Below are 24360 nucleotides of genomic sequence, written 5' to 3' on the forward strand. Positions count from 1 at the left end.
CGGCAAGAGTTTCCGTACGACTGCCGGCCCGGGGATCCGGCGCAGAGCATTCGGTGACCCGATCCGGAGTCAGCCGGTCGGTGCGAAGCGGTGCCGGAGCCACTCGTCGATGCCGTCCAGCGCCGTGCGCGCCATGGAGGTCGGATGGCTGGTGAACGCATGCGGAGAAGCCGGATAGACCCGCAGATCCACCTCGACGCCGGCGGCGAGCAGTCTCGTCGCCATGGCGAGATTGTCCTCGAGGAGGATGTCCTCCTCTCCGACCACCATCAGAATGGGCGGCAGGCCCCTGAGGTCGCCGAAGACGGGCGAGACATCGGGGCGCGTGCGATCGGCGGTGCATCCGGCGTACGCGGCGAGGAAGTACTCGTCCGCGATGCGGCGTCCGGCCGGGGTCCGCGCGGAGAGATCGTAGGTTCCGCACTGCAGGACTGCGCCGCGGAACGCGTCGATCCCGCGGTCCCGGACCCGGATCAGGGTTGCTGCCGCCAGGGTGGAGCCCGCGGAGAACCCCGCGATCACGAGCCGCGACGTGCCGAAGCGCGCTGCCGCGTGCTCTGCGAGCCACAGTGCGGCGGTCTCGCAGTCGTCGGGGGCCGCCGGCCACGGATGCTCGGGAGCGAGCCGGTAGTCGACGCTCACGACGGCGATGTCCAGAGCCTCCACGAGACGACGATTGCGCGTGTCGCTGCCGGCGGCAGAACCGAGGAAGAAGCCACCCGTGTGGATCTCGAGGAGCACTCCCCTGGCGGCCTTCCCCGTCGGCGTGTGGATTCGCACCCGCACCTCGCGGCCATCAGCGCTCACCGTCTCCTCCGCCGGCGCCGGCGTGCTCTCGCGAGCGGTCGGAGCGGTCGGGGCGGCCGCGCGGATCCGCATGAGCTCGCCGAGCGTGCCGGGCCCCCGGCCGGGAGGCCGGCGGGCGTAGAACTCCCGGGACTCCGCGACCAGAGGCACGGTGGCAGGATCGATGAACGCAGAGATCGCGAGCCGCATGGGGAGACTCTACGAGACGCCCGGTCGTCTCGGCGAACGGATGTCGTCCGGCGTGCCCGGTGCGGGAGAGGGGCTCCGATGGGAGCGTGGTGGATCCTGGGAGAATCGAACTCCCGACATCCTGCTTGCAAAGCAGGCACTCTACCAACTGAGTTAAGGACCCGAGATGAGCTCCCGAACCGGGCCTCGCCTCCACGATCACGGCGGGGCCGGAATCGTCTGGGACTACTATAGCCGCCGGGTTTCGCGCGCGCAAAAGCACCGGGGCGCCCCGCGCGCGCCCGTGCTCCGCACGCGACGGGCCTCACCTGACGGGTGACGGGATCCGCCGGGAGCGGTACCCCTCGGCACCGCGCAGCGGGATCCAACGCCGCCAGTGCTTCGCCGAGAGCCGCACGGGCGTGTGCGCGGCGAGATGCGCGGCGGCGGCCTCGAGGCGCGCATCCCCCGGCAGGCAGAGCCACAGCGAGAGCGTGGAGCCCGAGGTCCCGTACGCGGCGCGCACGCCGGACGCGCCGAGCAGGCGGCCGTAGCCGTCGACCGCGAATCCCCCGCACGCCTCGGGGGTCACACCCGCATCGGCGAGCCCGGTGCCCGGATCGCGCAGCCGTACCGAGGCCTGCGCCGACAGCACCGCGAGCGACTGACCGTGCGCGTTCACGGCACCCGCGAGGTCGGCGGCGGAGAGATGCTCCAGCGCCTCGGGCGCCAGCGACGCCGGAACGCGCCAGGTCTCGCCCTCCGCTCCGCTGCGCGCGGGACCTCCGAAGCACGCGACGGCGAAAGCACGGAGCCCCTCGCGAAGCGGCACCGGTCCCCCTCGGGCGATCCGCAGGTCCCAGCGCGGCTCGGCCCCGACGGTGCAGGCGGCGAGGAAGGCGTCGACCCGCTCGCGCGCCGCCCGCGGGTTCTTCGCCCGAAGCCCGTGCGCTCCCCCGGAGGCCGCGGGAAGCCCGTCGTAGCTCACGATCTCCGGCCGCTCGGCGCCGTCGCCCATCTCGGATCCCCCATCGTCTTCCGACCGCCGGATACGACGAAGGGCGGCCGATTGCTCGACCGCCCGTGCGTGTATTGGTGGGGCTACCAGGACTTGAACCTGGGACCTCTTCATTATCAGTGAAGCGCTCTAACCGCCTGAGCTATAGCCCCGTGACCAAGCAACAACATTACCCGAAAGTACCCGAGATCCGAAATCGGATCCGACGACCGGGCGCGTTGCCTGGCATGCCGCGCACGCGGCGCGGCTCAGTTGCTCGTGAAGCCGAGCTGGAAGCCGCCGAGCACGCGCACGAGGAGGTTGTACACGAGCGCGCCGACGGCGCCGAGCGCCGTGCCCACGATCGTGTTCAGGATCCCCACGACGACGGCGAAGCCGAGTACCTGCGGGAAGCCGATGATGTTCATCAGGCTGTTCTCCTCGCCCACGATGTCCATGAAGAGCGAGTCGACCTGGCTGAAGACGCCCGTCTGCATGAGCACGGTGTAGATGAGGATCGTCGACACGACGCTCACGATCGCGAGGCACAGGGCCACGAGGAACGAGAACTTCACGGCCGACCAGAAATCGATGTACACCAGCTTCAGGCGGACCTGCTTCGCGGGCGCCTTCTTCCGGGTCTTCTTGGCCAGCTTGTCGGCGACAGTGTTACTCATTCAGGTCTTCCTCGTTCTCAGCGTGTTCGGTGTCCGCGGCGACGGACTCCTCTTCGTCGAGCCCTCGCTCGGTGTTCCGTGCGATGCCAATGATACGGTCCTGCTCTGGGAAGCGTGCGAAGACCACGCCCATGGTGTTGCGCCCCTTCGCCGGAACCTCGGCGACGTTCGATCGCACCACCTTACCGCTCGCGAGCACGGCGAGCACCTCGTCCGGCTCCTCCACGATGAGCGCGCCGACCAGGTCGCCCCGATTCTCGTCGAGCTTCGCGACCTTGATGCCGAAGCCGCCGCGCTGCTGCACGCGGTACTCGTCCACGGCCGTCCGCTTCGCGTAGCCGCCCTCCGTGACCACGAAGACGAAGCCGCCGCTCTCGTCGATCCGCGAGGCCGACAGCAGCGCGTCGCCGTCGCGGAAGTTCATGCCGCGCACGCCGCTCGTGGACCGGCCCATCGGACGGAGTGCCTGATCAGATGCGGTGAATCGCACCGACATGCCGTGCCGCGAGACCAGCAGCACGTCGTCGCTCGCGTCGGCGATGAGCGCGGAGACGAGCTCATCGCCCTCGCGCAGCTTGATGGCGATGATGCCGCCCGTGCGATTCGTGTCGTACTCGTCGAGCGCCGTCTTCTTCACGAGACCGTCGCGCGTGGCGAGCACGAGGTAGCCGCCCGCCGCGAAGTCGCGGATGTCCAGGATCTGCGTGACCGCCTCGCCGGGGGCGAGGGCGAGCAGGTTCGCGAGATGCTGCCCCTTGGAGTCGCGCCCGCCCTCGGGCACCTCGTACGTCTTGGCCCGGTACACCCGTCCGGTGTTCGTGAAGAACAGCAGCCAGTGGTGGGTCGTCGTGACGAAGAAGTGCTCCACGATGTCGTCGGCCCGCAGCTGCGCGCCCTTGACGCCCTTGCCACCGCGGTGCTGCGAGCGGTAGTTGTCGATGCGCGTGCGCTTGACGTACCCCCCGCGGGTGACCGTGACGACCATCTCCTCCTCGGGGATGAGGTCCTCCATGGACATGTCGCCGTCGAAGCCGTGCAGGATGGTGGTGCGGCGCTCATCGCCGAACTTGCCGACGACCTCGCCGAGCTCGTCGACCACGATCTTCCGCTGCTCCCCCGGCGAGGCGAGGATGCCCTGGTACTCGGCGATCTGCGCCTCGAGCTTGGCGGCGAGATCGAGGATCTTCTGCCGCTCGAGCGCGGCCAGACGGCGCAGCTGCAGCCCGAGGATCGCGTCGGCCTGCAGCTGGTCGACGTCGAGGAGGGCCATGAGGCCCTCACGGGCCTCATCGACGGTCGGCGAGCGGCGGATCAGGGCGATGACCTCGTCGAGCGCATCGAGCGCCTTCAGGTAGCCGCGCTGGATGTGCGCCTCGGCCTCCGCCTTGCGCAGCCGGTATTCCGTACGGCGCACAATGACGTCGACCTGGTGCTTGGCCCACGCCGTGATGAAGCCGTCGAGGGAGAGCGTGCGCGGCACCCCGTCGACGATCGCGAGCATGTTCGCGCCGAAGTTCTCCTGCAGCTGCGTGTGCTTGTACAGGTTGTTGAGCACGACCTTGGCGATGGCGTCGCGCTTGAGCACGATGACGAGGCGCTGACCGGTGCGGCCGCTCGACTCATCGCGGATGTCGGCGATGCCCTGGACCTTGTTCTCTTTGACGAGATCCGCGATCTTCACCGCGAGGTTGTCGGGATTCACCTGGTACGGGAGCTCCGTGACGACGAGGCAGGTGCGGCCCTGAAGCTCCTCGATGTTCACGACGGCGCGCATGGTGACGGAGCCGCGGCCCGTTCGATACGCCTCGCGGATTCCCTTGGTGCCGAGAATCTGGGCGCCGGTCGGGAAGTCCGGTCCCTTCACGCGCTCCATGAGCGCCTCGAGGAGTTCCTCCTTCGAGGCGTCGGGGTGCTCGAGGTGCCAGATGGCCGCCTCTGAGACCTCGCGGAGATTGTGCGGGGGGATGTTCGTGGCCATGCCGACCGCGATGCCGACGGAGCCGTTGACGAGCAGGTTCGGGAAGCGGCTCGTGAGAACCGTCGGCTCCTGAGTGCGGCCGTCGTAGTTGTCCTGGAAGTCAACCGTGTCCTCATCGATGTCGCGCACCATCTCCATGGCGAGCTGCGACATCTTCGTCTCGGTGTACCGGTGCGCGGCGGCGCCGTCGTTGCCCGGGGAGCCGAAGTTACCCTGTCCGAGCGCGAGCGGATAGCGCATCGCCCACGGCTGCACGAGGCGCACGAGCGAGTCGTAGACCGCACTGTCGCCGTGCGGGTGGAACTGGCCCATGACGTCGCCGATGACGCGCGTGCACTTCGAGAACGCCTTGTCGGGCCGGTAGCCCCCGTCGTACATGGTGTAGATCACCCGGCGGTGCACGGGCTTCAAGCCGTCGCGCACGTCGGGCAGCGCGCGCCCGACGATGACGCTCATCGCGTAGTCGAGGTAGGAGCGCTGCATCTCCAACTGCAGGTCGACCTGGTCGATACGGCCGTGCACGGCCTCCTCGCCCTCGGCGCCGCGACCCGGCTCGGTGTCGATCGCGTCCGTGTCGATCGCCGCGCCGTCCGCGCCGTCGATCCCGGTCTCCGCCTGATCCGGCGTCTCGTTCTCAGATGTCAAGGAAACGCACGTCCTTCGCGTTCTGCTGGATGAAGTTGCGGCGCGCCTCGACGTCCTCGCCCATGAGAGTGGCGAAGATCTCGTCGGCGATCGCCGCGTCTTCCATGGTCACCTGCAACAGGGTGCGGGTTTCGGGGTTCATGGTGGTCTCCCACAGTTCCTCGTGGTTCATCTCGCCGAGGCCCTTGTAGCGCTGCACGCCGCTCTCCTTCATGAGCCGCTTGCCGCCCTCGGAACCCGCGGCGAGGCGCGCATCGCGCTCAGCATCGCTGAAGACGTACTCGTGCTCCGCGTTCGCCCACTTGATGCGGTACAGCGGCGGCTGCGCGAGGTACACGTAGCCGAGGTCGATGAGCGGGCGCATGTAGCGGAAGAGCAGCGTAAGCAGCAGCGTCGTGATGTGCTGGCCGTCCACGTCGGCGTCCGCCATGAGCACGATCTTGTGGTACCGCGCCTTCTCGGGGTCGAACTCCTCGCCGATGCCTGCGCCGAAGGCCGTGATCATCGCCTGGACCTCGGCGTTGCCGAGCGCGCGATCGAGCCGGGCCTTCTCGACGTTCAGGATCTTGCCGCGCAGAGGCAGGATCGCCTGCGTGTGCGGATTGCGCCCGGTCTTCGCCGAGCCGCCGGCCGAATCGCCCTCCACGATGAAGATCTCGGAGATCGTGGGGTCCTTGCTCGTGCAGTCCGAGAGCTTGCCAGGCATGCCGCCGGACTCGAGGAGCCCCTTCCGGCGCGCGGTCTCGCGGGCCTTCCGCGCGGCGAGCCGCGCGGTCGCGGCCTGGATCGACTTGCGGATGATGTCCTTGGCCGGACCGGGGTTCCGCTCGAACCAGTCCCCCAGCTGATCGCCGACGACCTTCTGCACGAAGGCCTTCGCCTCGGTGTTGCCGAGCTTGGTCTTCGTCTGCCCTTCGAACTGCGGCTCGCCGAGCTTCACCGAGATGACCGCCGTGAGCCCCTCGCGCACGTCGTCGCCCGAGAGGTTGTCGTCCTTCTCGCGGAGCAGGTTCTTCTCGCGCGCGTAGCGGTTGACGAGCGTGGTGAGCGCCGCGCGGAAGCCCTCCTCGTGAGTGCCGCCCTCGTGGGTGTTGATGGTGTTCGCGTAGGTGTGCACGCTCTCCGTGTACGCCGTCGTCCACTGCATCGAGACCTCGACCGCGATCTTGCGCTCCGTGTCCTCCGCCTCGAACGAGATGATCTCCTCGTTGACGATCTCGGCGCGCTTGGCGGCGTTGAGATACTGCACGTAGTCCTCGATGCCGCGCTCGTAGAGGAACTCGTCGCGCGGCGGTGCCGGGGCGACGAGCTCGCCCGCGTCGTTCTCCACCGGATCCTGCGGCCGCAGATCCGTGAGGACGATGCGCAGGCCCTTGTTGAGGAACGCCATCTGCTGGAACCGGGTCCGCAGCGTCTGGTAGTCGAACTCGATCGTCTCGAAGATCTCCGGGCTCGGCCAGAAGGTGATCGTGGTACCGGTCTCCTCGCTCGGTGCGCCCTGCGCGAGCGGCGCATCCGGAACGCTGCCGGTGAAGGACATGTTCCACGTGAAACCCTGTCGCTTCACCTCGACGGCGAAGCGCGTGGAGAGCGCGTTCACGACCGACGAGCCGACGCCGTGCAGTCCGCCGGAGACCGCGTAGCCGCCCCCGCCGAACTTGCCACCGGCGTGGAGCACCGTGAGCACGACCTCCACCGACGACTTGCTCGGATCCGAGGAGTGGGGGTCGACGGGGATGCCGCGGCCGTTGTCGACGACGCGGACGCCGCCATCCTCGAGGATGGTAACGTCGATGGTGTCGCAGAAGCCGGCGAGCGCCTCGTCCACCGAGTTGTCCACGATCTCGTAGACGAGATGATGGAGCCCTCGAGGACCGGTGGATCCGATGTACATGCCAGGCCGCTTGCGTACTGCCTCAAGCCCTTCGAGCACCTGGATAGCTCCGGCGCCGTAGTCGTCCGCTGCAGCAGCCTGTTCTGAACTCATGCCTTGATTGATCCTTTTCTGGGCCTCTCAGAGCTTTTCTCAGCCCTGGACACTTCCGCACCCTAGCCTATCAAGCTTCAGCGGCCTCGCGCCCGATTCCGCGCCGTTGAGCACGAAGTTTCAGCGGGGATCGTCCCCTCGGTTTTCACGAACGTCAGAAATCGGCTCCGGACGTGTCGAGACGATGGCTCGTAAGGCGCTGTCGAAGCACTCCAGGCGGTCCCTAGCCGTAAGTGTCCCGCGGTCCGCGGCCCTGCACGGTGCGCGGTCCGTGCCGCCAACTCGGGGCGCCCGGGGCGAGGAAGCGCAGATCCCTGATCTCCGCGTCCGGGTAGTCTCGCAGCAGGCGCGTGAGCATCTCCGCGCGGAGGCGACGCAGCTCGGTGGCCCAGGTCGTCGAGTCGCATTGGATCTGCACGACCCCGTTGCTGATGCCGAGCACCGTGGTGTGCTCGGCGGTCGACTCCCCCGCGAACTCCGACCACTCCGCGATGAGCCTCGCCTGCTCGAGCTCGAGGCTCCACCCCATCTCCCCGGCGACCGTCGAGAGCACATCGCCGAGCATCCGCGGGTCGCGTCCGAATCCGAATGGGCTCCCCCCGGGCGCATCCGCAGCGGTACCGCGGCGGCGACGGACCGGTCGCCCCTTCCACACGGACTTCGCGCGAAGATAGGCTTCGGTGGCGAAGCCCGGCTCCCCCGCCGCGGGCGTCACGACGCGTCTCCGAGAATCCGCCCGCCATCGATCCGCACGCGATGCCAGTCGACGCCATCGGGGACGTCCTCCTCGACGGCAGCCGTGACGATCACCTGCTCGAATCCGCTGACCGCGCGCATGAGGCTGTTGCGCCGACGCAGATCGAGCTCGGCGAAGACGTCGTCGAGGATGATCACCGGATCCCCCGCGGGGGACTCGTCGCGGAGGATCGTCGCAAGCGCCATCTTCATCGCGAGGGCGAACGACCACGATTCGCCATGACTCGCATACCCCTTCACGGGAAGACCGTTGAGTTCGAGCACCAGGTCATCGCGATGCGGACCGACGAGCGTCACGCCCCGCTCGAGCTCTCTTCCCCGAACCCGGTGCAGCGCCGCACGGAACTGCTCGGCGAGTGTTTCACGTGAAACGGCGGCGTCCTCCTTCGGATCCGGAGTTTCACGTGAAACACCTTCACCCTCCTCCCGCACAGACTCGCTCAGGGTGAGCGCCGGGCCGTGATCCTGCCCGACGAGCGCGGCATAGCCGGTGCGGAGCGGACCGATCATGTCGCGTACGAGCTCCCGACGCGCCAACAGGATCTGCGTGCCGAAGTCGACGAGCTGCTCGTCCCAGACCTCGAGCGTCGCCTCCACTCCCCCAGCGCGTCCGCCGCGCGCGGATTTCAGCAGCGCCGTGCGCTGCCGCACCACTCGTTCGTAGTCCGCCAGCGCGCCCGCGGCGACCGGATGGCGAGAGACGAGCGCATCATCGAGGAAGCGCCGGCGTCCTGAGGGCTCTCCACGAACGATCGAGAGGTCTTCCGGCACGAACGCGATCGCCGAGAACCATCGGGTGACCTCCCGCGGGCGTACTGCGTTCCGATTCACCTGGGCGCGGTTCGGCGCCCCCCGATTGATCTGCAGCTCGAGCAGCACGTCGCGCTCATCCGCCGCCACCTTCAGCCGTGCGACCGCGGCGTCGCGCCCCGCCCGGATGAGTGCGGCGTCTCCGGTCACGCGGTGCGATCGGAGCGTCGCGAAGTAGGCGATCGCCTCGACGAGATTCGTCTTGCCCTGGCCGTTGCGTCCGACCAGCAGATTCGGGCCGGACTCGAGCGCGAGCTCCGCGGAGGCGTAATTGCGGAAGTCGGCGAGCGACAGGTGCGCGACCCGCATCGCTCCCCCTACCGGAGCAGCAGATTCGGCTGGAGCAGGTAGCGGAAGCTCTCCTCGTCCGTCTCGTCCTTGCTGCGCTGACTCGTGATGAGCACGGGGCCGGGCTTACCGGGGTTGTCCGTGCGCGTGAAGGCGATGCGCGCGAACTCCGCGTGCGTCGAGCGCAGCCCGTCGAGCAGGAACTGGGGCTTCAGGGAGACGACCATCTCCTCGCCGACGAGGTGCGCGTCGACCGTCTCGACCGCCTGCGCGGACTCGGTGCCGGCGGCCTCGAGGGTCACGGTCCCCTCCGCGAAGGAGAAGCGGAGCGCCGCCTCCCGTTCGAGGACCAGCCCGACACGACCGACGGCCTCGACGAGCTCCCCCGTGTTCACGACCGCATAGTTGTCGATCGACGTCGGGAACAGGCGGCCGACCGGCGGGTAGTTCCCTTTGATGAGCAAGGAGGTGACCGTCTTCGAACCCCCGGTGAACGCGATCAGCTCCCGCTCCGCGTCCTTGATGATCGCCACGTGCACGATGCCGTCGCCCGAGAACGTCTTGCCGACCTCGGTGACGATCTTCGAGGGCACGAGGGCGCTCAGATCGTTCTGTCCGCCCTGGTTCTCCCAGTCGATGCTGCGCGTCGCGACCCGGTAGCGGTCGGTCGCCGTGAGCGTGAGCGAATTCTCCGTGATCTCGAACTGCACACCGGTGATCACGGGCGTGACATCGTCCTTCGAGGCCGCCATCGAGACCTGGGCGATCGCGTCGGAGAACACGTCGGCCGGCACCGCACCGGAGACGGTGTCCACCTGCGGAACCTGCGGGTACTCCTCCACCGGCATCGCCGGCAGGCTGAAGGACGCCGAGCCGCACCGCACTTCGACGCGGCTCTCGAGCAGCGAGACCTCGACGTCCGCGTGCGGCAGGCGCGAAGCGATCTCGCCGAGCAGTCGACCGGAGACGAGCGCGCGGCCCGGATCCGCCACCTCCGCGGTGATGCTGGTGCGCGCGGACACCTCGTAGTCGAAGGAAGAGACCGTGAGGCTCCCGTCCTCCGCCTCGATCAGCGCACCGCTGAGCAGGGGCTGAGTCGGGCGCTGGGGCAGCAGCTTCACCGCGAATGAGACCGCGTCACTGAACACGTCACGGTTGACGGTGAATCGCATCGGCTGTATCCCTTTCACGTGCATGCGGACCTGAGCTGCACTTCGGTTCACAATCTTTGCACACTCGAGGGGGTCGGGGCACCCGGGCTTGTCATTCCGGCGTGTACGTTCTCGGTGCCGGCGGAGCGAGTTCGTGATGGAGTGCCCGTCGAAGAATGGGTGAAGTGTTAACAGTGTTAACGGCTGTGGAAACTGTGGATAAGTCGGCGGACCCCAATCGGGGACGGGGAACTACAGGAATGTGAGTTGTTGGCGGACTCTGGATGACCGACGATCGGCGCGATGACGCGGAACTTCGGTGATCCCGGAGTTTCCACAAGCGCCTGCGGACCCTCCACAGAAACGCCCGAGTTCTCCCCAGCTGTCCACAGTGCATCCCCCGCCTGTGGATAACTCCCGGACCCTCGCCGGATGCCGCGCGGCGAGGCGCACGCGGGACCGCTCAGCGCGAGGCCTGCTTGATGCGGGTCGTGAGCTCGGTGACCTGGTTGTAAACGGAGCGGCGTTCCGCGATGAGCTGCGAGATCTTCTTGTGCGCGTACATCACCGTGGTGTGATCCCGGCCGCCGAAGAGCTGTCCGATCTTCGGAAGGGAGAGCGGGGTGAGCTCGCGGCAGAGGTACATCGCGATCTGCCGCGCGGTGGCGATCTGCTGCGCGCGCGTCGGGCCGTAGAGATCGTCGACCGAGAGATCGAAGTACTCCGCCGTCCGGCTGATGATGTCCGAGGGCTGCACCTCGTTGTCGGACTCGAGCGTGATGAGGTCCTTCAGCACCGTGTGCACGAGCTGCATGTCGATCCGCTGCTGGTTCAGGCTCGCGTACGCCGTGACGCGGATCAGCGTGCCCTCGAGCTCCCGGATGTTCGAGGAGAACTTGCTCGCGATGAACTCGAGGATGCTGTGATCGATCTCGAGGTTCTCGCGCTGCGCCTTCTTGCGGAGGATCGCGATGCGGGTTTCGAGATCCGGCGCCTGGATGTCCGTCAGCAGGCCCCACTCGAACCGGGAGAGCATCCGCTCCTCGAAGCCGCGCAGCTGCTTCGGCTGCACGTCGCTCGTGATGACGACCTGCTTGTTGTGATCGTGCAGGGTGTTGAAGGTGTGGAAGAACGCCTCCTGGGTCTCCACCTTGTCCTCGAGGAACTGGATGTCGTCGACGAGCAGAATATCGACGCTGCGGTACCGAGCATGGAAGGCCGCGCCCTGATTGTTGGCGATGGAGTTGATGAAGTCGTTCGTGAAGTCCTCGGAGCTCACGTAGCGCACGCGGACGTCGGGGAACATCTCGCGGGCGTAGTGGCCGATCGCGTGGAGCAGATGCGTCTTGCCCAGGCCGGAGTCCCCGTAGATGAAGAGCGGATTGTACGCGCGCGCCGGCGCCTCGGCGACCGCGACGGCGGCGGCGTGCGCGAAGCGGTTGGACTGCCCGATCACGAAGCTGTCGAAGCCGTACTTCTCGTTCAGGCGACTGTCGAGGGGAGCCTCCGCGCCGTGCCGGCTGCGCGGTTCGTCGACCGGTCGCGGGGCCTCGTGCCTGGTCTGGGCGCGTGCCGCCGAGAAGCCGTCGCCGAAGCCGACCTCGGCGCCCCGATCCGCGAAACCCGTGGACTCCCCGCTCCCGGCGGGCGCCGCGGCGGTCTCCGCCTGCGGTTCGGGGTCGAGATCGATCGAGGGATGCGCGTCCTCGTCCACCATCACCACGAAGTTCGCGATCTCCGCGGCTTCGGGAATGTCGGCGATCGCGGACATGATGGCGGGCCGCAGGCGGTTCTCGAGCAGCTTCAAGGTGAACTCGAGCTGCACCGCGAGATACAGCGTGCCCGCGCCCATGCCGCGCGGCACCGCGAGCGCGAGCTGCGCGCCGACCGCGGGACCGACCGCGGGGTCGCCCATCACGGCCTGGGTCACTCTGGCCCAGACCCCCTGGAGTTCCTCGTCAGTCACGCGTACCCGGTTCGAATGCTCGTCGTGCGGTGGTTCGGTGTTATACCCAGTCTTATCCACAAGCGCAAGTGCGGAAATCCCCGGATTTCCCAGGGACATCCTCGTCGCTGGAAACACCTGCGCCCACGTTAGTCACAGATTTGTCCACAGGCAAGTCCGCCGCCGCGCTCCGCCGACGAGGGCTGCGCTTTGACTCGCGCGGCGGCGTAGCGTAATATGAAGACCTTGTATGGGCGGCAGCCCCGTGCTGCGCTGCCCGCAATCCGACTTCCTCGTCGCCCGGAGCCTCGGGGATCTGTTCCATAAGTCACGGAGTCTGTCATGAGCAAGCGTACCTTCCAGCCCAACAACCGTCGTCGCGCGAAGGTCCACGGTTTCCGCGCCCGCATGCGCACCCGCGCCGGCCGCGCCATCGTCGCGGCCCGTCGCGGCAAGGGCCGTTCGAAGCTCACCGCGTAATTCCCCCGCCCCAGGTCGATCGTGCCCGCGAGGCTGCATCGGGTCACCCGGGGTGAGGACTACCGGCGCGCGGTGCGCGCCGGCCGCCGCGTGGGTGGTGCGTTCTGCATCACCCACGCGGTTTTGCGTGCGCCGGGCGATCCCGCCCGCTTCGGCTTCATCGTCTCGAAGGCGGTCGGCAACGCGGTCACGCGCAACCTGCTCCGACGGCGCATGAAGACCATCGCCGAACGACGGCTGCAGGCCGGAGTCGCCGGGGTCGACATCGTCTTCCGCGCGCTTCCGGCCTGCGCCGAGGCGAGCTTCCCCGATCTCGAGGCGGAGCTCAACCGGGCGATGGATCGCGTTCTCCGCCAGCTCGCGCCCGCGACGGGGACGAGCGGGGCGACGGGGGCGGCGCCATGAGGCTGCTCCTCGAGATCTGGCTCCTCCCCCGCAACCTCGCGATCGCGGCCATGCAGCTCTACCGCCGCATCGTCTCCCCGCTCTACGGGCAGGTGTGCAGGTATTATCCATCCTGTTCCCGATACGCTCTTGAGGCGTATCAACTGCGTGGATTCCTCGTCGGAATCGCTCTCACCGCGTGGCGGCTGCTGCGGTGCAACCCCTTCAGTGCGGGCGGCGTCGACGATGTACCGCCCCCGCGCCGCCCGAAATTCGTCATCAACTCGCGCGGATTCGTCCGCCCCATCGAGCGAAAGGCTTGACCCCGGTGGACTTCTTCGAAACGATACTCTGGCCGCTGCGGTGGCTCGTCGAGCTGGTGCTGTGGGCCTGGCACTGGCTATTCACCGCGCTCGGCATGGACGCGGCGTCCGGCGCCACCTGGCTGCTCTCGATCATCGGCCTCGTGGTCGTGGTGCGCTCGGCGCTGATCCCGGTGACGGTGCGGCAGATCAAGTCGCAGCGGCGCATGATGGATCTCGCGCCGGACATGAAGAAGATCCAGGACAAGTACAAGGGCAAGAAGGATCAGTACTCGCGCGAGGCCATGAGCCGCGAGACCATGGCCCTGTACAAGAAGCACGGCACCAACCCGTTCGCCTCCTGCCTGCCGATCCTCGTGCAGATGCCCATCTTCTTCTCGCTCTTCTACGTCCTCCGTCACGCGGCCGAGAAGCGCCAGGGCATCGGCTTCATGGACGAGGCGCTCACCGAGAACTTCTACAACGCCAAGCTCTTCGGCGTCGCTCCGCTGCGGATGAATTTCGGCAGCGCCTGGGAGGCGCAGAACTGGACCGTCATCATCATCCTCGGCACCATCATGGTGCTGATGATCGCCTCCCAGTTCTTCACGCAGCTGCAGATCATGTCGAAGAACGTCTCCGACGAGACGAAGAACTCCCCGATGTACCGCCAGCAGCGGATCATGCTCTACATCATCCCGTTCGCGTTCCTCTTCTCGGGCTTCACCTTCCCCCTCGCGCTCAACGTCTACTGGTTCACCTCCAACCTGTGGACCATGGGCCAGCAGTTCATCGTGATCCGCAACATGCCCACGCCCGGCAGCGAGGCCTGGCGAGCCAGGCAGGAGCGGCTGAAGGCCAAGGGCAAGCTCACCGACGAGGAGAAGCGCGCCAAGGAGCGGGGCGAGGAGCTGCCCGAGCCGCAGCAGCCGCAGGTGGGGCAGCGGCAACAGCCGATCAGCGCGAAGCGCGCCAAGAAGAAGGGGAAGTGACCGTGAGCACCCAATCCGATGGCATCGCGCGGCCCGACGAGGCGCTCGGGATCGAGGATCTCGAGGCCGACGGCGATCTCGCGGCCGACTACATCGAGGGACTTCTGGACATCGCCGACCTGGACGGCGACATCGACATCGATGTCGCGAACGGGCGCGCCTACGTCTCCGTGACCGGCGGCGGGGAGGAGCTCGACCGCCTCGCCGGCCCCGACACCGTGCAGGCGCTGCAGGATCTCACCCGCCTCGCGGTGCAGGCGCGGACCGGTCGCTTCTCGCGCCTCATCGTGGACATCGGCGGATCGCGCGATGCCCGGGCGACGGAGCTCAAGGGGCTCGTCGACGCCGCGGTCGCGCAGATCGCTGCGGGCCGCGACGAGGTCGAGCTCGAGCCCATGTCCTCCTACGAGCGGAAGCTCGTGCACGACGAGGTCGCGGAGCGGGGCTACCACTCCGAGTCGCGCGGCGAGGGCCGCGACCGGCGCCTCGTCATCAGCCGCTCGGCGTGAGCGTTTCACGTGAAACCGACAGGCCGGCGCGAGGCTAGCCGCATCCCCGGCGCCCGTGACGGCCGACCGGGATCCCAGGACCGCACACGGAGGGCAGGCGCGTGACCACCAGCATCGAGCTCGAGCCGACGGCAGCCGCGGAGATCGCCGGCGACCGCATCGGCGTGCTGCGCGCGTTCGCGGACGATCTCGGCCGGCGCGGCGAGGAGCTCGGTCTCATCGGCCCGCTCGAGCCCCCGCGCCTGTGGACCCGTCACCTCCTCAACAGCGCGGTGCTGGCGCCGCTGCTCGTGTCCGGCGCCCGCGTTGCGGACATCGGCACCGGGGGCGGCATGCCGGGGCTCGTGCTCGCCATCGTGCGACCCGATGTCCGCTTCCTGCTCATCGAGCCCATGGAGCGGCGCTGCGCCTGGCTCACCGAGCAGATCGAGCGGCTGGGACTCGAGAACGCCGAGGTGCGCCGGGGCCGTGCCGAGGAGTTCCATGACGCCTTCGAGGTGGACCAGATCACCGCGCGCGCGGTGACGGCGCTGCGCAAGCTCATCCCGCTCACCGCTCCCCTGCTGCGCGACGGCGGCGAGATGCTCTTCCTCAAGGGCGCCTCGGTGCAGGAGGAGATCGAGGCCGCGGCGAAGGCGCTGCGGAAGCACCGCGTCACGGACGTCGCGGTCGAGGAGCTCGGGATCGGCCAGCTCGATGAAACGACCCGGGTGTTTCGCGCTAAAATCGTGAGACATGGCTGAAGCGGAGAAGTCGCTCGTCGGCGATCACCTCGTCGACAAGATCCGGCGACGGCGGAAACTCGCGGAGACGGTCTCCCCGCTCCCTGTGCAGACCCGCATCGTCACCGTCTCCAACCAGAAGGGCGGCGTCGGCAAGACGACCACGACGGTCAATCTCGCCTCCGCCCTCGCCCGTCGCGGAGCCAACGTGCTCGTCGTCGACATGGATCCGCAGGGCAACGCCTCCACGGCGCTCGGCGTGCCGCACCGGCCCGAGGTGACCAGCATCTACGACGTGCTGCTCGGCGACGACGACATCGAGGACGCGCTGCAGCCGACCACCGATCACGAGAACCTGTGGTGCGTGCCCTCGACCATCCACCTCGCCGGCGCCGAGATCGAGCTCGTCTCCCTGGTCGCCCGCGAGCAGCGGCTCCGCACCGCTCTGCAGCAGTTCCTCGCGGCATCGGAACGGCGCTACCACTACGTGTTCATCGACTGCCCCCCGTCCCTCGGCCTGCTCACGGTGAACGCCTTCGTCGCGGCGGACGAGGTGCTCATCCCGATCCAGTGCGAGTACTACGCGCTCGAGGGTCTGAGCCAGCTACTCGGCAATATCCAGCTCATCCAGAAGCATCTGAACCCCGAGCTCGCGATCTCCACGATCCTCCTCACCATGTACGACGCGCGGACGAATCTGGCTCAGGAGGTCGCGGGCGAGGTCCGCGCCCACTTCCCCGAACAGGTGCTCGACGCCGTGATTCCGAGATCGGTGCGGATCTCGGAGGCCCCGAGCTACGGGCAGACCGTGCACGCCTACGACGGCGCCTCCATCGGCGCGCTCGCGTATCTCGAGGCCGCGGCGGAGATCGCGGAGCGGGGAGCGCGGGGCGAGGCGGCACCCGAACGGAACGAGGCCGCCGCCACGGTGGCGCAGGGAGAGGCATAAGACATGGCGACGACGAAGAAGCGAGGCGGCCTCGGCCGCGGGATCGGCGCGCTGATCCCGCAGTCCCCGGCAACCGGCGAGCGACCGGTCGATGTGTTCTTCCCCGCGAGCGGGGCCGCGGCGGCGGTCGCCGAGGAGCCCGCGGGCGAGGCGAGCGCGTCGGCCGACGCCGAGCTGCGCGACGTGCCCGGCGCGCGGCTCACGCGCATCGACGTCGCCGACATCGTGCCGAACCGGGTGCAGCCGCGCACCGAGTTCGACGAGGAGGCGCTCGAGGAGCTCACCCACAGCGTCCGCGAGTTCGGGGTCTTCCAGCCGATCGTCGTCCGGGCGATCGAGCCGGCCCCGGCCGCGGGCGAACCGCAGTACGAGCTCATCATGGGCGAGCGGCGCCTGCGCGCCTCCAAGCGCGCGGGCCTCGACACGATCCCGGCGATCGTGCGCAGCACCTCGGACGAGCACATGCTCCGCGATGCGCTGCTCGAGAACCTGCACCGCGCGCAGCTGAATCCCCTCGAAGAGGCCTCGGCCTACCAGCAGCTGCTCGCCGACTTCGGGATCACGCAGGAGCAGCTCGCGACGCGCATCGGCCGCTCCCGGCCGCAGATCTCCAACACCATCCGATTGCTGCGGCTGCCCGAGCCCGTGCAGACCCGGGTCGCGGCCGGCGTGCTCACCGCGGGCCACGCCCGCGCCATCCTCTCGCTCGACGGCGACGGCGAGGCCATGCAGCGCCTCGCCGACAAGATCGTGAACGAGGGCCTCTCGGTCCGCGCGGCGGAGGCCGTCGCAGCCGAGGAGCCGAAGCGGAAGAGCCCGAAGCCGCGCGCCGGCGGGGTCCAGGCGCAGCTCGGCGAGATCGCCGAGCGCCTGGGCGACCGCTTCGACACCCGCGTCGCGGTCAAGCTCGGCGCGAAGAAGGGGCAGATCATCATCGACTTCGCCACGATCGCCGACCTCAAGCGCATCCTCGCCGAACTCGGCGACCCGGGATTCGGGGCGTAGCCGCATGGCCGCCGAGGAGCGGATCGTCGCGGCCGAGCGCGTCGTCGCGGCCGAGGCGGCGGAGATCTTCGAGCTCATCGCCGATCCCGCGCGGCAGCCCGAGTGGGACGGCAACGGGAACCTCACCGCGGCCGGCGCGGGGCAGCGCGTCCGCGCCGTCGGCGACGTGTTCACCATGACGATCCACACCGGCGAGGTGCGCGAGAACCGCATCGTGGAGTTCGTCGAGGGGCGAAGGATCGCCTGGCTCCCCTCCCCCGTCGGGCTGCCGGAGCCCGGCCACCTGTGGCGGTGGGAGCTCGAACCCCTGGCATCGGGCGGCACCCTCGTCCGCCACGGCTACGACTGGAGCGGGCTCACCGACGAGACCCGTTTCGCGCGCGCCCGGGCGAACACCGCGGAGGCGCTCCGCGCCTCGATCGACCGGCTCGCCGGGCTCGTGGAGACCGCGGACGATCCGAGGCGCTGACACGACGCGGGCGGGCGCCGTCCGAAGACGACGCCCGCCCGCGAACCGCGGAACCGGGATCAGATGATGCCGTTGAGGTGCTCCTCGATCATCGGCTTCGGCATGGCGCCGATGATCTCGCGCACCTCCTCGCCGTTCTTGAAGACCTTCATCGCGGGGATGGAGGTGATACGGTACTGGGCCGCGAGGTTCGGGTTCTCGTCGACGTTCAGCTTGACGATGCGGAGCTTGCCCTGCTGCTCCACGGCGATCTCGTCGAGGATCGGCGCCACGGCGCGGCAGGGGCCGCACCAGGCCGCCCAGAAATCGACGAGGACGGGGACGTCGCTCTGCAGCACGACCTTGTCGAAGGTCTGCTCGTCGACGGTGATAGCTTCGGACATGATGTCTCCTTCGTGACTGCGTTCGGTTCGGTCAGCCGACGAGGGCGTCGGCCGGCTGGGCTGCGGACTCGCCGAGCGCGGCGAGGTAGTGCTCGGCGTCGAGCGCCGCGACGGTGCCGGAGGCGGCCGCCGTGATCGCCTGGCGGTACGTGGGATCGACGACGTCGCCCGCCGCGAACACGCCGGCGGCCGAGGTGCGGGAGCTCCGGCCGTCCACCGCGATGGTGCCCTCGGCCGTCAGGTCGAGCTTGCCGTGCACGAGGTGCGTGCGCGGATCGTTGCCGATCGCGATGAAGAGCCCCTCGAGCGGCAGCTCGCGCTCCGTGCCGTCGACCGTGTCGCGCAGCGTGACGCCCGTGACCTCGGCGTCGCCGTGGATGGCGGCGACCTCCGCGTTCCAGACGAACTCGATCTTCTCGTTGTCGAAGGCGCGCTGCTGCATGATCTTCGAGGCCTTGAGCTCCTCGCGACGGTGGATCACGTAGACCTTCGACGCGAAGCGGGTGAGGAAGGTGGCCTCCTCCATCGCCGAGTCGCCTCCGCCCACGACGGCGATCGTCTTCTCGCGGAAGAAGAAGCCGTCGCAGGTGGCGCACCACGACACCCCGTGCCCGGAGAGCCGATCCTCGTCGGCGATGCCCAGTTTGCGGTACGCCGAACCCGTGGCGTAGACCACGGTGTGCGCCTCGTGCACCGAGCCGTCGCCGGCGGTGACGCGCTTCACCTGGCCCGAGAAGTCGACCTCGGTGATGTCGTCGTAGACGACCTCGGTGCCGAACCGCTCGGCCTGCTCCTGCATCTTCTGCATGAGATCGGGGCCCTGCACGCCCTCGGGGAAGCCCGGGAAGTTCTCGACCTCGGTCGTGTTCATCAGCTCGCCGCCGATCCCCACGGAGCTCGCGAAGAGCAGCGGCTGCAGGCCCGCGCGCGCGGCGTAGATCGCGGCGGTGAATCCGGCGGGGCCGGAACCGATGATGATGATGTGTCGCATGGGGCTCCTCGCGCGCAGTGCTGTGAGAGTCGCGGCGTTCGCCGCACGGTGGGTACAACCCATCCTAGGCGCGCGCTATTCCGCGCTCCCGGGATCCCCAGCCCCCTCGGAGGCGGCGGGACCGCGGCCGGTGCGGCGCCGACGCCGCACGCTCCGCCAGATCCCGAATCCGAGCAGCAGGGCCGCGAGCACGCCGAGGGTCCACATGGCGATCACCTCGAAGCTCGCGCGGATCGTGATCGGCAGCGTGCCCGTGAAGACCGTCAGCTCCCCGCCCGTCGAGGACACCGACACGACGAGGCCGGATTCGGCAGAGGAGATGCGGCTGCGCACGGGCACGAGGACCGTCTGATTCGCCTCGGCGGGCACCGCCACCTCGGGGAAGCGGCGCTCGGCGACCGCGAGCGCCGCCGAGGCCGGCGCGGCCTCGACGGAGACGACCGCGTCGAACGGCAGCGAGTTGCGCAGCTGCACGGGCACCCGGGTGGAGGCTCCCACGAGCTGCGTGTGCTCGGTGCTGATCGCCTGCACGCCCTCGAGGAGCTCGGCGTCGCGGAGCCGGAATCGATCGGCGACCTCCGCGAAGCCCGGCCCCGCGTGACGGGTGGCGAAGAGCTCGAGGAGGCGCGAGCGCTGGTAGCCGCTGAGGTACGCGGGGTGGGCGAGCACCGCGCCGAGCTCGCTCACCGAGGACTCCCGCCCGACCGCGGCGCCCAGCAGCTCCCGTCGCTCGTCGGCGGCATCCGTCGCGGCCTCGGCGGCCTCCGTCGTGGCCGAGGTGGTGCCGTCGGCATCGGTGGCAGGACCGGTGGCGGGATCCGCCGCGTCGGACTCCCCCGCGCTTGCCGCGTCCGCCGCGGGCACGGCGAGCGCGCCGGTGCCGGTCCGCTGCTCGGCGATCGGCGTGGCCCGCACCCAGTCGAAGCCGGCGAGCGCGTCGAGGATCGCCGCCGGGTCCTCCGCATCGCCGACGGCCCCGCGATCGAGGCCGAGGACGGCGGCGTCGCCGTTCGCCGCCGCGAACGCGGTGCGCGCGGCGAGCTCGGCGAGCCCGGCCGACCGCTCGGCCGGGGCGGCCGCGCCGAGCGCCGCCCGCGCGGCGCCGGCGAGGCCGGTATCCGTCACGATCGCGGTGCCCCCGGTGGCCAACTCGACGACCGGACCGTCATCGGCGGCGACAACGCCCGAATCGAGGACCACCGTGTCGATGCCCGCGTCGTCGAGCAGGGCGAGCGTCGCCGCGTCCGCCTCGCCCTCCGCGGGCCAGCCCGCGGGTTCCGTCTCGTCCCAGGCGGTGAGGGAGGCGATGTCGGGGAACGGGAAGTCGGCTGCGGGGTCGTCGCCCTCCGCGCCCGCGTCGGCATCGGCGGCCTCGGATCCCGCGCTCCCGGATCCGCCGCCCGCGCCGCCGGTGCGATCCGCCCCGGCCTCCGCGCCCGCCGGGGCGCCGTCTGCGGCGTCCGGATCGTCGTCTCCCGCGGTCGTCGCATCGGCTCCGTCGCCCGGGTTCGCGGCGTCGCCGCTCTCGGCGTCGGTGCCGCCCTGCTGCGGCTCGTCGAACGCGCCGAAGCGGGTCACGAAGTCGAGATTCGTCGGCTCCAGCAGGGTGGTGAAGCCGAGATCGGCCTGGGCCGCAGGGTCCGCGTCGGCGAACTGCAGCAGGAAGTCGGGCAGCGGGCTCCGTTCGAGGGCGGCGAGGAACCGCTGCGCGGCGACGGGGGCGTCGTCACCGTAGGCGCGGATGCCGGCGATCACCCTCGGGTCGATCGCGAGGGTCGCCTCCCGGGCGCGCGCGGCGGCGAGCAGCGCCTCCCAGCGGGGCACGAGCTCCTCGAGCTGGGTGCGCGTCGGCAGCGTGCGGATGTCCGCGGGCAGCACGAGCGGCACGATGACGCTCAGCGGCAGGACGACGGGATCGGCGGCGGCCGCGGCGTCGCGCCACACGACCGCGGACGACGCGCGCAGCGTCGCGGCGCGACCGGCCTGCTCGCCCGGCACGAGCTCGGCGCGCAGCGCGTAGACCCCCGCCTCGGGCAGGGCGCCCAGCGGCAGCTGATCCCGGGGCACCGAGACGGTCTGCTCCTGCTCCGCGCCCGGCCCGGTCGCGGGAAGGGGGACCTCCGCGATGAGGGCTCCCGCGGCTTCGCCGTCCGGCTCCGCGGTCTCGCCGGGGTCCGGCCCCGCGAGCGGCGCCGTGCCGAGACGGAGCTCGAGCGTGCCGGCCGGCAGCTCCTCCCCCCCGCGTTGCGCACGAGGACCTCGACGTCGATCGACGCCGTGCCGGGCCGCAGCACGGGATCCTGCGCCGCGACGACGAGCGCCGTGCGCGCCGCATCGCCCGCGGTCCCCGCGCCGTCCGCGTCGGCGTGCGCCGCGCGCGCGGTCGGCACGGCTCCCGGCCATCCGCCCGCCGCGACGGACGCGAGCGCCGCGATCCCCGCGAGCATCGCGATCCCGGCGCGCACGGCACGCCGACGGCGGCCGGGCGACGAGCGCGGGAGGCGGTCCGATGACATGCCTGCAAGTCTAGGGACCGCGACCGTGCATCGGCCCCCGGTACCCTTGGAGGATGCCGTCTTCCGCTGGAACCCCGTCGCTCGCCGCCGCCATGGACGCCGTGCGCGCCCTCGCGGGGACCTCCCCGGTCGCCGTCCTCGCGGAGGCGTTCGCGGCGGCGGGCCATGAGCTCGCCCTCGTCGGCGGCCCGGTGCGCGACGCGCTGCTCGGACGGCCGGTGACCGACCTCGACTTCACCACCTCGGCGCGCCCGGAGGAGACGCGGGCGATCCTCGACGCCGTCGCGGACACCGTGTGGGACGTCGGTCGCGACTTCGGCACGATCGCCGCCCGGGTGCACGGGGAGACCGTCGAGGTGACGACGTACCGCGCCGAGATCTACCGCGACGACTCCCGCAAGCCCGAGGTGAGCTACGGCGACACCATCGAGGGCGACCTCCTCCGCCGCGACTTCACCATCAACGCGCTCGCGCTCATGCTGCCGGGGCTGCGCCTCGTCGACGTCTCGGGCGGCGTCGAGGACCTGCTGGCCGGGCGCATCCGCACCCCGGCCTCCCCCGAGTCGTCGTTCACCGACGATCCGCTGCGCATGCTCCGCGCCGCCCGTTTCGCGGCGCAGCTCGGCTTCGCCGTCGTGCCGGAGACGCTGGGCGCGATCGTCCGCCTCGCCGATCGGCTCGACATCATCTCGGCCGAGCGGATCCGCGACGAGCTCGTCAAGCTCCTCGCGGCCGACGATCCCGTCCCCGGGATCCGGATCCTCGTCGACACCGGGCTCGCGGAGCGGTTCCTCCCCGAGCTCACCGCGCTCGTCGAGACCCAGGACGATCACGGCCGGCACAAGGACGTCTACGAGCACAGCCTGACCGTGCTGCGGCAGGCGGTCGAGCTCGAGCGCGCGCGGCGCGATCCGGGCGCCCCGGCGGCGCCCGACACCGTGCTCCGCCTCGCCGCCCTGCTGCACGACATCGGCAAGCCCGCGACGCGCCGCTTCGAGCGCGGCGGTGTCACCTTCCACCACCACGACGTCGTCGGCGCGAAGCTCGCCAAGAAGCGGCTGCGCGAACTCCGCTTCGACAATGCGACCGTGAAGCAGGTCGCCCGCCTCATCGAGCTGCACCTGCGCTTCTTCGGCTACGGCGAGCAGCAGTGGACGGATTCGGCCGTGCGGCGCTACGTGCGCGACGCCGGCGACGAGCTGGAGCGCCTCCACATCCTCACCCGTGCGGACGTCACCACGCGCAATCGTCGCAAGGCCGAGCGGCTCGAGCACGCCTACGACGACATCGAGCGGCGGATCGCGGAGCTCGCGGCGGCGGAGGAGCTCGCGGCGGTGCGGCCCGAGCTCGACGGCCAGCGGATCATGGCGATCCTCGGCATCCCGCCGGGCCCGCTGGTCGGGCGGGCCTACAAGCACCTCCTCGAGGTGCGCCTGGACGAGGGCCCCATCGGCGAGGAGGCCGCCGAGGCGCGGCTGCGCGCCTGGTACGCGGAGCAGACGGAGGGACGGGAACGATGAGCGAGGATCCCCGGGACTGGTTCGACGGCCGGGCGCGCGTCCTCTTCGTGCACGCCCACCCCGATGACGAGACGATCACCACGGGCGGCACGCTCGCGGCGCTCGCCGAAGCCGGCCGCGAGCCGCTGCTCGTCACGCTCACGCGCGGCGAGCGGGGCGAGGTGGTCGCCGGCCCGCTCGCCGCGCTCGCGGGAGCGCACGGCCTCGCGGTCGTGCGCCAGAACGAGCTGCGGACGGCGCTCGGGATGCTCGGCCTCGAGCGCCACGCCTTCCTCGGCGCTCCCCCGGCCCGCGCCGCCGGGCTGCCGCCCGCGATCTACGAGGACTCGGGCATGCGCTGGGGCTCGGACGGCCGCGCGGAGGCGGACGGCGCCGCGGGCGCCGATGCGCTCACGAGCGCGCCGGCCGTTGAGGTCATCGCCGACCTGCTCGCCGCGGCGGACGCGGCGGGCGCCGGGGCGATCGTGAGCTACGACGACGGGGGCGGCTACGGTCACCCCGACCACGTGCTCGCGCACCGCGCGTCCCGCGCCGTCGCGCTCGCGCTCGGGCTGCCCTTCTGGGAGATCCTCGGCAGGGCCGAGGCCGCCGCGGCGACGGCGGGAGACGATCCCGATCCCCGCCATCTCCGGGCCGAGGCGCACGACGTCTCCCCGTGGCTCGACCGCAAGACCGCCGCGCTGCGCGCCCACGGCACGCAGCTCGTCGTCGACGGCGCGGACCTCGTGCACGTCGGCGGTCAGCGGGAATCCATCGGCACGACGGAGGCCTTCGCGCTGCGGGCCGCGCCGCAGGCGGGCGACTGACCCGGGATCCGCTCTGCGCCACGGCCGCGAGGTGTTAGTATGGACAGGTTGTCTGTGCGCCGAACCGTCGGGGACGCGCGCGGGCACGATGCACTAACACCCTCCTGTCACAGAAATCCTGTG

The 24360-nt window shown here is 70.0% G+C and carries 23 protein-coding genes and 2 tRNA genes; 11 read left to right on the top strand and 14 right to left on the bottom strand.

The window, feature by feature from the left end:
* Window positions 1-69 precede the first annotated feature (69 nt).
* From MUN78_RS15560 to dnaA, 11 genes are all read right to left on the bottom strand, one after another.
* The gene (locus MUN78_RS15560; protein ID WP_244727649.1) at window positions 70-996 is read right to left on the bottom strand and encodes an alpha/beta hydrolase; all 927 of its coding nucleotides are present in this window, start codon (window positions 994-996) and stop codon (window positions 70-72) included.
* 87 nt (window positions 997-1083) lie between these two features.
* Window positions 1084-1159 (bottom strand) — tRNA-Ala (locus MUN78_RS15565).
* Window positions 1160-1300: 141 nt separating this feature from the next.
* Entirely contained in the window at window positions 1301-1993 is a 693-nt protein-coding gene (locus tag MUN78_RS15570; protein ID WP_244727651.1) for a hypothetical protein, read from the bottom strand.
* A gap of 75 nt (window positions 1994-2068) precedes the next feature.
* Window positions 2069-2145: transfer RNA gene (locus MUN78_RS15575), tRNA-Ile, on the bottom strand.
* Between the two features lie 96 nt (window positions 2146-2241).
* Complete coding sequence (locus MUN78_RS15580; protein ID WP_244692164.1) at window positions 2242-2649, bottom strand: DUF3566 domain-containing protein; 408 nt, start codon at window positions 2647-2649, stop codon at window positions 2242-2244.
* Window positions 2642-5191 carry a DNA gyrase subunit A gene (gene gyrA / locus MUN78_RS15585; RefSeq protein ID WP_244730126.1) on the bottom strand — a complete coding sequence of 850 codons (2550 nt, stop codon included), beginning with the start codon at window positions 5189-5191 and terminating at the stop codon, window positions 2642-2644. The genes MUN78_RS15580 and gyrA overlap by 8 nt, the downstream gene beginning before the upstream one ends.
* 70 nt (window positions 5192-5261) lie before the next feature.
* Window positions 5262-7259, bottom strand: coding sequence for a DNA topoisomerase (ATP-hydrolyzing) subunit B (gene gyrB / locus MUN78_RS15590; RefSeq protein ID WP_244727653.1), 1998 nt, complete (start codon window positions 7257-7259; stop codon window positions 5262-5264).
* A gap of 223 nt (window positions 7260-7482) precedes the next feature.
* A complete protein-coding gene (locus MUN78_RS15595) occupies window positions 7483-7824 on the bottom strand; it encodes a DciA family protein (RefSeq protein ID WP_244692165.1) in 342 nt (113 codons plus the stop codon).
* A 146-nt stretch (window positions 7825-7970) separates the two neighbouring features.
* The gene (gene recF, locus MUN78_RS15600) at window positions 7971-9134 is read right to left on the bottom strand and encodes a DNA replication/repair protein RecF (RefSeq protein ID WP_244727655.1); all 1164 of its coding nucleotides are present in this window, start codon (window positions 9132-9134) and stop codon (window positions 7971-7973) included.
* Window positions 9135-9142: 8 nt separating this feature from the next.
* Entirely contained in the window at window positions 9143-10285 is a 1143-nt protein-coding gene (dnaN, locus tag MUN78_RS15605; RefSeq protein ID WP_244727657.1) for a DNA polymerase III subunit beta, read from the bottom strand.
* Window positions 10286-10727: 442 nt separating this feature from the next.
* Window positions 10728-12179, bottom strand: coding sequence for a chromosomal replication initiator protein DnaA (gene dnaA / locus MUN78_RS15610; RefSeq protein ID WP_244730129.1), 1452 nt, complete (start codon window positions 12177-12179; stop codon window positions 10728-10730).
* 372 nt (window positions 12180-12551) lie between these two features.
* Between dnaA and rpmH the strand changes: the two genes are divergently transcribed.
* From rpmH to MUN78_RS15655, 9 genes are all read left to right on the top strand, one after another.
* Entirely contained in the window at window positions 12552-12689 is a 138-nt protein-coding gene (gene rpmH, locus MUN78_RS15615) for a 50S ribosomal protein L34 (RefSeq protein ID WP_010155609.1), read from the top strand.
* A gap of 21 nt (window positions 12690-12710) precedes the next feature.
* Window positions 12711-13094 (top strand): ribonuclease P protein component, encoded by a 384-nt coding sequence (rnpA, locus tag MUN78_RS15620; protein ID WP_244727658.1) that lies wholly within the window; start codon window positions 12711-12713, stop codon window positions 13092-13094.
* Complete coding sequence (yidD, locus tag MUN78_RS15625; protein ID WP_244692168.1) at window positions 13091-13396, top strand: membrane protein insertion efficiency factor YidD; 306 nt, start codon at window positions 13091-13093, stop codon at window positions 13394-13396. Before rnpA ends, yidD begins: the two co-directional genes overlap by 4 nt.
* A 5-nt stretch (window positions 13397-13401) precedes the next feature.
* Window positions 13402-14367: a membrane protein insertase YidC gene (gene yidC / locus MUN78_RS15630; protein ID WP_244727660.1), complete on the top strand. Its 966-nt coding sequence runs from the start codon at window positions 13402-13404 to the stop codon at window positions 14365-14367.
* A gap of 2 nt (window positions 14368-14369) precedes the next feature.
* Window positions 14370-14876, top strand: coding sequence for a Jag family protein (locus MUN78_RS15635; RefSeq protein ID WP_244692170.1), 507 nt, complete (start codon window positions 14370-14372; stop codon window positions 14874-14876).
* A 101-nt stretch (window positions 14877-14977) separates the two neighbouring features.
* The gene (rsmG, locus tag MUN78_RS15640) at window positions 14978-15619 is read left to right on the top strand and encodes a 16S rRNA (guanine(527)-N(7))-methyltransferase RsmG (RefSeq protein WP_244727662.1); all 642 of its coding nucleotides are present in this window, start codon (window positions 14978-14980) and stop codon (window positions 15617-15619) included.
* Complete coding sequence (locus tag MUN78_RS15645) at window positions 15612-16547, top strand: ParA family protein (protein WP_244727663.1); 936 nt, start codon at window positions 15612-15614, stop codon at window positions 16545-16547. Before rsmG ends, MUN78_RS15645 begins: the two co-directional genes overlap by 8 nt.
* 3 nt (window positions 16548-16550) lie before the next feature.
* On the top strand, window positions 16551-17552 hold the full coding sequence (locus MUN78_RS15650; RefSeq protein ID WP_244727665.1) for a ParB/RepB/Spo0J family partition protein: 1002 nt from the start codon (window positions 16551-16553) through the stop codon (window positions 17550-17552).
* Window positions 17553-17556: 4 nt separating this feature from the next.
* Complete coding sequence (locus tag MUN78_RS15655; protein WP_244727667.1) at window positions 17557-18021, top strand: SRPBCC family protein; 465 nt, start codon at window positions 17557-17559, stop codon at window positions 18019-18021.
* A gap of 59 nt (window positions 18022-18080) precedes the next feature.
* On the opposite strand, the gene trxA is transcribed toward MUN78_RS15655, so the two are convergent.
* The 3 genes from trxA to MUN78_RS15670 form a co-directional block, all read right to left on the bottom strand.
* The gene (gene trxA, locus MUN78_RS15660) at window positions 18081-18404 is read right to left on the bottom strand and encodes a thioredoxin (protein ID WP_244692175.1); all 324 of its coding nucleotides are present in this window, start codon (window positions 18402-18404) and stop codon (window positions 18081-18083) included.
* A 31-nt stretch (window positions 18405-18435) separates the two neighbouring features.
* The gene (trxB, locus tag MUN78_RS15665; protein ID WP_244692176.1) at window positions 18436-19395 is read right to left on the bottom strand and encodes a thioredoxin-disulfide reductase; all 960 of its coding nucleotides are present in this window, start codon (window positions 19393-19395) and stop codon (window positions 18436-18438) included.
* A gap of 75 nt (window positions 19396-19470) precedes the next feature.
* A complete protein-coding gene (locus MUN78_RS15670; RefSeq protein ID WP_244727669.1) occupies window positions 19471-21798 on the bottom strand; it encodes a DUF6049 family protein in 2328 nt (775 codons plus the stop codon).
* 205 nt (window positions 21799-22003) lie between these two features.
* Between MUN78_RS15670 and MUN78_RS15675 the strand changes: the two genes are divergently transcribed.
* Both MUN78_RS15675 and MUN78_RS15680 read left to right on the top strand, forming a co-directional pair.
* Complete coding sequence (locus MUN78_RS15675; RefSeq protein ID WP_244730131.1) at window positions 22004-23431, top strand: CCA tRNA nucleotidyltransferase; 1428 nt, start codon at window positions 22004-22006, stop codon at window positions 23429-23431.
* Window positions 23428-24237: a PIG-L family deacetylase gene (locus tag MUN78_RS15680; protein WP_244727671.1), complete on the top strand. Its 810-nt coding sequence runs from the start codon at window positions 23428-23430 to the stop codon at window positions 24235-24237. The genes MUN78_RS15675 and MUN78_RS15680 overlap by 4 nt, the downstream gene beginning before the upstream one ends.
* The last annotated feature ends 123 nt before the right edge of the window (window positions 24238-24360 follow it).

The sequence above is a fragment of the Leucobacter allii genome (genome assembly GCF_022919155.1).
Classification (GTDB): domain Bacteria; phylum Actinomycetota; class Actinomycetes; order Actinomycetales; family Microbacteriaceae; genus Leucobacter; species Leucobacter allii.

Coding starts and splice junctions, on each gene's coding strand:
- MUN78_RS15650 (WP_244727665.1), top strand. CDS start 16,551: ATGGCGACGACGAAGAAGCGAGGCGGCCTCGGCCGCGGGATCGGCGCG.
- trxA (WP_244692175.1), bottom strand. CDS start 18,404: ATGTCCGAAGCTATCACCGTCGACGAGCAGACCTTCGACAAGGTCGTG.
- MUN78_RS15675 (WP_244730131.1), top strand. CDS start 22,004: ATGGACGCCGTGCGCGCCCTCGCGGGGACCTCCCCGGTCGCCGTCCTC.
- dnaA (WP_244730129.1), bottom strand. CDS start 12,179: ATGGGCGACCCCGCGGTCGGTCCCGCGGTCGGCGCGCAGCTCGCGCTC.
- dnaN (WP_244727657.1), bottom strand. CDS start 10,285: ATGCGATTCACCGTCAACCGTGACGTGTTCAGTGACGCGGTCTCATTC.
- rpmH (WP_010155609.1), top strand. CDS start 12,552: ATGAGCAAGCGTACCTTCCAGCCCAACAACCGTCGTCGCGCGAAGGTC.
- MUN78_RS15670 (WP_244727669.1), bottom strand. CDS start 21,798: ATGGCCGGGAGCCGTGCCGACCGCGCGCGCGGCGCACGCCGACGCGGA.
- MUN78_RS15570 (WP_244727651.1), bottom strand. CDS start 1,993: ATGGGCGACGGCGCCGAGCGGCCGGAGATCGTGAGCTACGACGGGCTT.
- MUN78_RS15580 (WP_244692164.1), bottom strand. CDS start 2,649: ATGAGTAACACTGTCGCCGACAAGCTGGCCAAGAAGACCCGGAAGAAG.
- trxB (WP_244692176.1), bottom strand. CDS start 19,395: ATGCGACACATCATCATCATCGGTTCCGGCCCCGCCGGATTCACCGCC.
- yidD (WP_244692168.1), top strand. CDS start 13,091: ATGAGGCTGCTCCTCGAGATCTGGCTCCTCCCCCGCAACCTCGCGATC.
- gyrB (WP_244727653.1), bottom strand. CDS start 7,259: ATGAGTTCAGAACAGGCTGCTGCAGCGGACGACTACGGCGCCGGAGCT.
- MUN78_RS15680 (WP_244727671.1), top strand. CDS start 23,428: ATGAGCGAGGATCCCCGGGACTGGTTCGACGGCCGGGCGCGCGTCCTC.
- MUN78_RS15645 (WP_244727663.1), top strand. CDS start 15,612: ATGGCTGAAGCGGAGAAGTCGCTCGTCGGCGATCACCTCGTCGACAAG.
- MUN78_RS15595 (WP_244692165.1), bottom strand. CDS start 7,824: ATGCTCGGCGATGTGCTCTCGACGGTCGCCGGGGAGATGGGGTGGAGC.
- recF (WP_244727655.1), bottom strand. CDS start 9,134: ATGCGGGTCGCGCACCTGTCGCTCGCCGACTTCCGCAATTACGCCTCC.
- MUN78_RS15655 (WP_244727667.1), top strand. CDS start 17,557: ATGGCCGCCGAGGAGCGGATCGTCGCGGCCGAGCGCGTCGTCGCGGCC.
- MUN78_RS15560 (WP_244727649.1), bottom strand. CDS start 996: ATGCGGCTCGCGATCTCTGCGTTCATCGATCCTGCCACCGTGCCTCTG.